At 54.3% G+C, this 1420-nt stretch carries 2 protein-coding genes; both read left to right on the forward strand.

The genetic code is table 11. From position 1 onward, the window contains the following. Positions 1-61: 61 nt before the first annotated feature. Entirely contained in the window at positions 62-532 is a 471-nt protein-coding gene (gene rpsG / locus RTI30_RS12280; RefSeq protein WP_312283878.1) for a 30S ribosomal protein S7, read from the forward strand. Positions 533-565: 33 nt separating this feature from the next. Then, positions 566-1420, forward strand: an 855-nt coding sequence (locus RTI30_RS12285; RefSeq protein WP_312283879.1) for a GTP-binding protein, incomplete at its 3' end; no start/stop codon positions are given.

Below are 1420 nucleotides of genomic sequence, written 5' to 3' on the forward strand. Positions count from 1 at the left end.
ACGCTCGAAGTACGGCGCCAAAAGGCCCAAGTAAACACCCGCGGCAGTAAGGAGTCACGATATGCCCAGACGCAGAGAAGTACCAAAGCGGACAATTCTTCCAGATCCAAAATACAAGGAAGAAATCCTGGCCAAATTTGCCAATGTGATCATGCGAGATGGCAAGAAAAGTGTTGCCGAGAAGATTGTCTATGGCGCTTTGGATATCGTCGCGGACAAAAGCAAAACTGATCCCATGGAAGTATTTCGCAAAGCGTTGGACAATGTACGGCCAGTTGTGGAAGTGAAAAGCCGACGGGTGGGTGGAGCAACCTATCAGGTACCGGTGGAGATCCGGGCCGATCGGCGGATGGCACTGGCCATGCGCTGGCTGCGGGACTCCGCGCGAAAGCGGAACGAGAAATCCATGGGTAATCGCTTGGCGGCGGAGATTCTGGAAGCCGCAGAAAACCGTGGCAACGCGGTTCGCAAACGTGAAGAGACCCATCGAATGGCGGAAGCAAACAAGGCTTTTGCACATTTCCGCTGGTAAATTTTTTCCATCACTGACGGCAAGGACAGAAACGTGGCGCGCACTACTCCCATAGAACGCTATCGCAACATCGGTATCATGGCCCATATCGATGCGGGTAAGACCACCACCACCGAGCGGATTCTCTTTTACACGGGCGTTTCGCACAAGATCGGTGAGGTCCACGAGGGAACTGCGGTAATGGACTGGATGGCGCAAGAGCAGGAGCGCGGGATCACCATTACTTCGGCGGCCACTACCTGCTTCTGGAAAGGCATGGATGGCTCGCGAGCGGAGCATCGAATCAATATTATCGACACCCCGGGTCACGTGGATTTCACCATCGAGGTGGAGCGATCCTTGCGTGTATTGGATGGTGCGGTCGCCGTATTCTGTGCCGTTGGTGGCGTGCAGCCCCAGTCCGAGACCGTCTGGCGTCAGGCTAATAAATATGGCGTTCCGCGGATTGCCTTCGTCAACAAGATGGACCGTACCGGGGCAAATTTCCAACGGGTAGTAGAACAGATCCGCAGCAAACTTAAAGGTAACGCCGTTCCGATCCAGCTACCTATCGGCGAAGAAGATCGTTTTGTTGGCGTTATTGATTTGATGAAAATGAAGGCGATTAACTGGGATGAGACTACCCAGGGGACACGTTTCACGGAAGAAGAAATCCCGGCGAATTTGCTGGATGCTGCGCAGGCTGCCCATCATTACATGGTGGAGGCGATTTGCGATACCGATGAAGAGCTGATGCTGCGTTATCTCGAAGGAGAGGAGATCGGGATCGAAGCCCTCAAGGCGGCGTTGCGACGTGCCACCATTGCTGGTAGCGTGGTTCCGGTGCTCTGCGGCAGTGCCTTCAAAAATAAGGGCGTGCAGGCCATGCTCGACGCAGTCCTGGATTAT

It is taken from the genome of Candidatus Igneacidithiobacillus taiwanensis (genome assembly GCF_031962545.1).
GTDB lineage: Bacteria > Pseudomonadota > Gammaproteobacteria > Acidithiobacillales > Acidithiobacillaceae > Igneacidithiobacillus > Igneacidithiobacillus taiwanensis.

Excerpts from the sequence above, each read along its gene's own strand:
- rpsG (WP_312283878.1), top strand. The coding sequence starts at position 62 with ATGCCCAGACGCAGAGAAGTACCAAAGCGGACAATTCTTCCAGATCCA.